Source organism: Gudongella ferriphila, assembly GCF_046224405.1.
In the GTDB taxonomy this organism is placed as follows: Bacteria; Bacillota; Clostridia; order Tissierellales; family Tissierellaceae; genus Gudongella.
In genome coordinates this window covers 462,562-468,823 of the sequence record NZ_JBJXRK010000001.1, presented here as the reverse complement: position 1 = coordinate 468,823, position 6,262 = coordinate 462,562, and the positions used below count along the sequence as shown (strand labels likewise).

The window sequence follows — 6,262 nt, the reverse complement described above, 5'->3', positions numbered from 1 at the left end:
GATCCAATTGGTCATGTCAGCAGAGCTTTATTTGAAAGAAAACATCGATGAACATCTTACAGTAAAACCGTGGCCTAAAAAGAATAATTTTCCGGTTTTTTTAGGGGATAGCTACAACTTCTATGAGATGAAGATTCTTGGGACACGGTGTATTTTATTAGAAGTCCTTGATGAAATGCCAAATATCAACCAGCTTCAAAAGCATATAAAACAAGTTAAGAACCTAACGGATTGTCAAGTTGTTTTGTTCTACAGAGATATCACGAGGTATAGAAGAAAAAGTCTGATTGAAAACAGGATATCCTTTGTAATTGAAGATGGACAGATGTATATGCCATTCTTGGGACTTGACATGAAAAAGGCCCAAGAAAATTTCGAAGATAAGAAGATTAGCTTTACAACACCTGCACAGATTGCGTATTTGTACTTTTTGTATCATAAGGAGGAAGTCTTAAACACGACTGAGTTTGCGGAAAAGGTGGGATTCAATAAAATGACAGCATCTAGAGCATTAAATGATCTATACCATGCGAATCTCATCACCTATGAAATAGGAGGTATGACTGGCCGCAGCAAGGATTATAAGAGGATCCCAGACCCGGACTACTTTCTAAGAGGGCGCGAATATCTAAAGACGCCAGTGAGGAAAATCATCTACACAAAGACAAAACCTTTTGGTGCTTTGACAGCTGGACTGGATGCTTTGGCAGAATTGTCCATGATCAATCCACCTGCTAATCCAATCATGGCAATAGACAGAAACAAGCTGAATAAAGAGCAGGTTGAAATTATTAAGAATAAGGACCTTATAAATGATACAAGACCGGTGGAGCTAGAGCTTTGGGACTATGATCCTGGACTGTTTTCTAATAGTCGTCATGTGGACCTACTGTCATTATATGCGTCTTTGAAGGAAGAATCTGATGAGAGAGTTGAGCAGGCATTAGAGGAAATCTTGCGAGGTGAGCCATGGTACACGGATTAGAAAAATTTAAAGAGTATTTTGGAAATCATACAAGTCAGTATGTCTTTATTGGAGGAACAGCTTGCGATATTATTATGGATGAACTTGGAGTTCCATTTCGAGCAACCAAGGATCTGGATATGGTACTCATTCTGGAGGCTCTAGATCCATCATTTGGAGAAACCTTCTGGCAATTCATAGAAGATGGAGGATATGAGTATCGTGAGAAGGGAACGGGCAAAAATCAATTCTATCGTTTTACTGAACCAAAAGATTCATCCTTTCCCAAAATGATTGAGCTCTTCAGTAGGCTTCCTAATAATTTTAGACATAGTTTCGATTGGGGGCTGACTCCATTTCACATTGATGAGAGCATCGTAAGTCTCTCTGCAATTCTATTAAACGACGAATATTACGATTTATTAGTAAAGGGAAAACAGATTGTGGATGGTTATTCACTAATTGAAATCGAAATAGTAATCCTGTTTAAGATTAAAGCATGGCTGGATATGAAAGATCGAAAACAAATCGGAGAAGATATCGATACAAAAAATATAAGGAAACACAAGAATGACATCTTTAGTCTCTGCCTTTCATAGTATTTAATTAAATATATTCATCATGTGTTCTGACTTCTATAATTTCAAGCAGAACCAAACTTCCATGTGCAGGACTAAAGAAAAGTGTTAAAAACAGAACACTTTTCTTTGCATTACTCGGCTAAAATGTTAAAATTAAGGGGAAAGCATATGGATTTGTAGGGATGGGTACAAATGGAATTTGCACATCCCTCACATAGCTGGTTTGCTTCAGAAAAATGGGGTGGATTGTTTTGATGGCCAAATACGAAGAGTTTTTAAATGAACTGGTGATACTGGAAAAAAAGTATCTATTGTATTCACGTGGTCATGATTTCGTCAACCAGGCTGCCTTGGACCTTCTCAGAACAATTGGTGAATTACATGGTAGCACACCTAGTATCAGGATAGTGGATACTGGATTTAGCATGATCATTAATGATGTGGAATTTAGTGTGGACAACTTAAAAGTAGGTTACCTTACACATTTGTTTAGTGGTCGTGGCATCAACTCAGTAACTTTCCATGAAGGGGTGGGATTCTCGGCCATTATGGATTTCCTATATCTCCTGAATTCCATCCCAAACAGCAGCAAACTGTTGTATCATACTGATATCCAGTATGCCATTCATAATATTGATTCAATCCAGGTTGAGGAGATTGACTATGGGAGACTGAGTTATGGGAACCTAAATGAAGTCCAGGACCAGCCCGGGGATGTAGATCAGATCAAAATTCAGCTTTATGAGTCTTTGAAGCCCCTTAATCCAAATATTGATAGCTGCGATACAGATGAACTGATAGACATTGCCCTTGACGAGCTTTCCAAAATGTCCCAGACCGATGTTCCGGATTTTATTCAGGGACTGTCGGATGAAGTAATTTCTGAGATGATTGCAAGGGTAAAGGCCAAGGAAAATTCCATATCTCCTTCATTGATTGACCTGCTTGTTGCAATGGATGCAGCCAGAAAGCTGGCAGGGCATGACAGCTTGGGGGAACCCGTTGATGGAATAAGCCATGACCAGGTCAACAAGCTGGTTGAGAGGGAAGCATACGAGCTGTATGTTACAGAAGATTACAGACAGCATCTGAGGAGTCTCTTGGCATATGATGGTCAATCCATGGAAACCATCACCGAAATTGATATGTTTGACAAGACCCTTATCAACAGGACAATAGTAACGGCACTTATTCAGCTGACAAAGGCCAAATTGGACAGTGAAATGCATATGTGCTTTGTAGACAGCATACATAGTTATCTCGACCAGTTTATTGATGATAATGACTGGCAATTCATCCAGTCATTGACAGATGACCAGTTGGTATGTTCATATATTCAGCAGGATTCAACGGTTCTGAGAATGTCGGAAGCAATAAGGGGCAGCAACTCATACAGGGACAATCATTTGGAGGTTGTAATACGGGTTAGTGGTCATAAGAACCTATACTGGCTGATGGATGATTACATAAAGGAAGAGAATCTTTCTACAAGAAGAGGTATTCTCAGCCTGATCCAGTCCTTTCAGGAGACTGCAGCCATTCATGCTGTCAGGAGGCTTGTAGAGGACCCTACAATTGGAATATCAAGGTGTATGCCAATAATCAAGGGGCATTCAGGCTCAATACCAAAGGAGCTGACATCAAGGCTGCATGCCCTTGATTCGGCAGATGCCAAGCTGCTGGCTATCAGAATCCTGCTGACCCAGAATGATGAGGGCATCAGGGATGACATTGCTAGGACCATTCAAAATGGTGAAAGTGACATGATATTTGGCCTGCTTGATTTGATTAGGGAGTTCAAGATTACGGAGCTTATCGGTACTCTTTTAAACAGGATCAGGACCTTCTACATTGATGATACCATGTTCAAGTTCATAGTGAAGACAATCGATACCGTATCTTCCATAGATTACATGGCTTATGAGGATATGGAAAAGAAACTGATGAGAAAGAGAATCACCCTATCGCCGAAAAACCTTAGGAGAATCAGAAAGCATCTAAAAGGAGTCAGCCATGAATACAAGCCTAGATAGAAAAGACCATATTTTGCCTGATCTGTTGGGTGCAATCAATTCCATAAGGCTATACTCTCACAATCATCCTCAAGCAAGATCGTCTGTAGTACAGCTGATGGATAGGATTAACCAGGTTCTTGGAGCCGAGGACAGACTCATTGTTGGAGTATTCAATGAAAACATGCTGGTTGATCAAAAGCCGGTAGTTGGAAATGGAAGGGTATCGGAGGCCATGGTTCGGGTCTTGAGAGAGGTCAATATTGACCAGATTGTATTTTTGAAAGGCTTGGAAGCGGAAGAGCTGTCTGCTTTTCTCTCAGATACCTTTGGAACGGGTGGAGACAATTTGGGGCCTTCTGATTATGCACATATATTGCTGGGCAGGATCTCTGAAGAGGAAATAGCTGACAACCACAAGAAGGTCGATTCCATTGTGGACCTGGATTCATCCCAGGACTTCATCTGGATGCTGCAAAATCTTGATTTTCAAAAGTCCTTCAACTTCAATACGGTAAAAAACCTGTCCGTAGATTTGGTTGATACTTTCAGATATTCAGCCAGCCCATTGAAATATCTGGCTGAAGTCAAGAGTGAGGATGAGTACACCTATGTGCACACAATAAACGTAGCACTTCTCGCCATGTCCCTTGCCAAGCACATAGGCATAGCCGGATCGGAGCTGTTGGATATCATCTATGCAGCCTTGATGCATGATGTTGGAAAAATGCTGGTTTCAAAGAAGATACTCAATAAGACAGGACCCTTGACACCGGATGAGTTTGAAATAATAAAATCCCATACCTTAAAGGGGGTCATGTATCTGTGCAATCAGAAGGGAATACCAAGGATATCAATCTTAGCTGCATTGGAACACCACATCAAATACAATGGAGGTGGATACCCTAACATAACGGATACCTGGAAACCACATTTTGTCAGTCAGATGATAAGCATTGCGGATATATATGATGCACTTAGAAGCAACAGACCATACCGAACCCGTCTTGACCATGATCAGATCCTTGGAATATTACGTCACGACGCTGGAACCGGACTAAATCCCAAGCTGGTTGAGAGCTTTATTGAGATGCTCAGCCATCAGGAAATGGAGTAGAAACCTGATCTGGAGGCCCAAGTAAAAGATAACAACAGGATGATTAAAGTTTGTTTATGCAATACTTTAAAAGGGTATATGAATAAAGCGATGATGATAGGCAAATCTAAATTTATTTAATCATACTCTACATAAAAGACTCCTTACTCTTGTAAGGGGTCTTTTGTTAAATAATTAATTATAGGGGTGATTTAAGTGAAGGTGACAGTCAAGGATTTGGAAGAGCTGACTTCAAGGATAGGTGGAAGCGTCCTAACCTCCGAAAGTGAGGAATATGATGCTGCCAGGTCGAACTGGGAGCTTTCTGTGGTCCAGAAACCCCAGGTGATAGTTGTTGCCCGGAACGCCTCGGATATTGCAGAGGCGGTCAGGTTCGCAAAGGACCATGGACTTAAGGTCGCTGTCAAGAGCACCGGTCATGGTGCAGCAATACCTGCGGATGACGGTTTGCTCATTGTGGTGTCCTCCATGAAGAAGGTAGAGGTGGATCCTGTCAATAAGACAGCACGGGTGGAAGCGGGAGCCCAGTGGATTGATGTTCTCCAAAAGGCACAGGATGAAGGTTTGGCACCGCTTATGGGATCTTCATCGGATGTTGGTGCCGTGGGATATACAGTTGGTGGAGGAATGGGATGGTTGTCACGAAAGTATGGACTTTCAGTTGATAATGTCATCTCCCTTGATGTTGTGACAGGCACAGGGGAGATACTGAAGGCAAGTAAGGATGAAAACCAGGATCTTTTCTGGGGGCTTTGTGGATCAGGACCTGCCCTTGGAGTTGTTACAGCCATGGAAATAAGGCTGGTTCCTGTTAAGGATGTCTATGCCGGAAACCTTATCTACCCCCGCGAAGCTGCCAAGGAAGTGTTTTCAAGATACAGGGAATGGATAGAGGACATTGAGGATGATTGGTCCACATCCATTGCAGTTGCCAACTTCCCTCCATTGCCAATAGTACCGGAATTCCTGCAGGGTATGTCTGTGGTAATAGTCCGTGGATGCTATGACGGTCCTGAGGAAAAGGGGGAGGAAGCCATCAGGTCATGGACCCAGTGGAAGGAACCTATGGCAAATCTCTTTGGAGTCATACCCTTTAGGGATTCAGATACCATCAGCAACGATCCAAAGGATCCAATCCCTGCATCAGTTACAAACATTATACTGACTGAGCTGAATGATGATGTGTTTGACACCATGATAAGGAGAGGATTTCCACAGAATGAGCCTATTCCACTTTTGTTTGGTGAGATATACCATGCAGGAGGTGCTGTGGAGAGGGTGGATAGAAGCTCCAATGCATACAGCCAGCGTGATGCAAAGTATATACTGAAGCTATTGGGCTTGATTCCATCTGAAGAGATGAAGTTGGCTCTAGGTGAAATAATTGAAGGCTTCAGGGATGAGCTGAAGGCCTCTTCTAAAGAGGGTGTTTATCTGAACTTCCTTGTTGGAAGCGAGAAGTGGAACAGAACCAGGGATGCCTTTTCGCAGGAGGCATTTGAGAAGCTGGTGGGTCTAAAGAGAAGGTATGACCCGGAGAATATGTTCTGTTTCAATCTGAATATCCCACTTGATAAGTAGGGTGTTC

5 protein-coding genes are annotated in these 6,262 nt (G+C 42.1%); all 5 read left to right on the top strand.

The window, feature by feature from the left end:
- The coding region (locus tag ACKVDP_RS02295; protein WP_409227178.1) for a MarR family transcriptional regulator at positions 1-985 on the top strand (985 nt) is incomplete at its 5' end.
- Positions 970-1,563, top strand: coding sequence for a hypothetical protein (locus ACKVDP_RS02290; RefSeq protein ID WP_409227177.1), 594 nt, complete (start codon positions 970-972; stop codon positions 1,561-1,563). The genes ACKVDP_RS02295 and ACKVDP_RS02290, both read left to right, overlap by 16 nt.
- A gap of 236 nt (positions 1,564-1,799) precedes the next feature.
- Positions 1,800-3,578, top strand: coding sequence for a hypothetical protein (locus ACKVDP_RS02285; RefSeq protein WP_409227176.1), 1,779 nt, complete (start codon positions 1,800-1,802; stop codon positions 3,576-3,578).
- Positions 3,559-4,674, top strand: a complete 1,116-nt coding sequence (locus ACKVDP_RS02280) for an HD-GYP domain-containing protein (protein ID WP_409227175.1) — start codon at positions 3,559-3,561, stop codon at positions 4,672-4,674. Before ACKVDP_RS02285 ends, ACKVDP_RS02280 begins: the two co-directional genes overlap by 20 nt.
- Positions 4,675-4,869: 195 nt before the next feature.
- Positions 4,870-6,255 (top strand): FAD-binding oxidoreductase, encoded by a 1,386-nt coding sequence (locus tag ACKVDP_RS02275; RefSeq protein ID WP_409227174.1) that lies wholly within the window; start codon positions 4,870-4,872, stop codon positions 6,253-6,255.
- Positions 6,256-6,262: the final 7 nt, after the last annotated feature.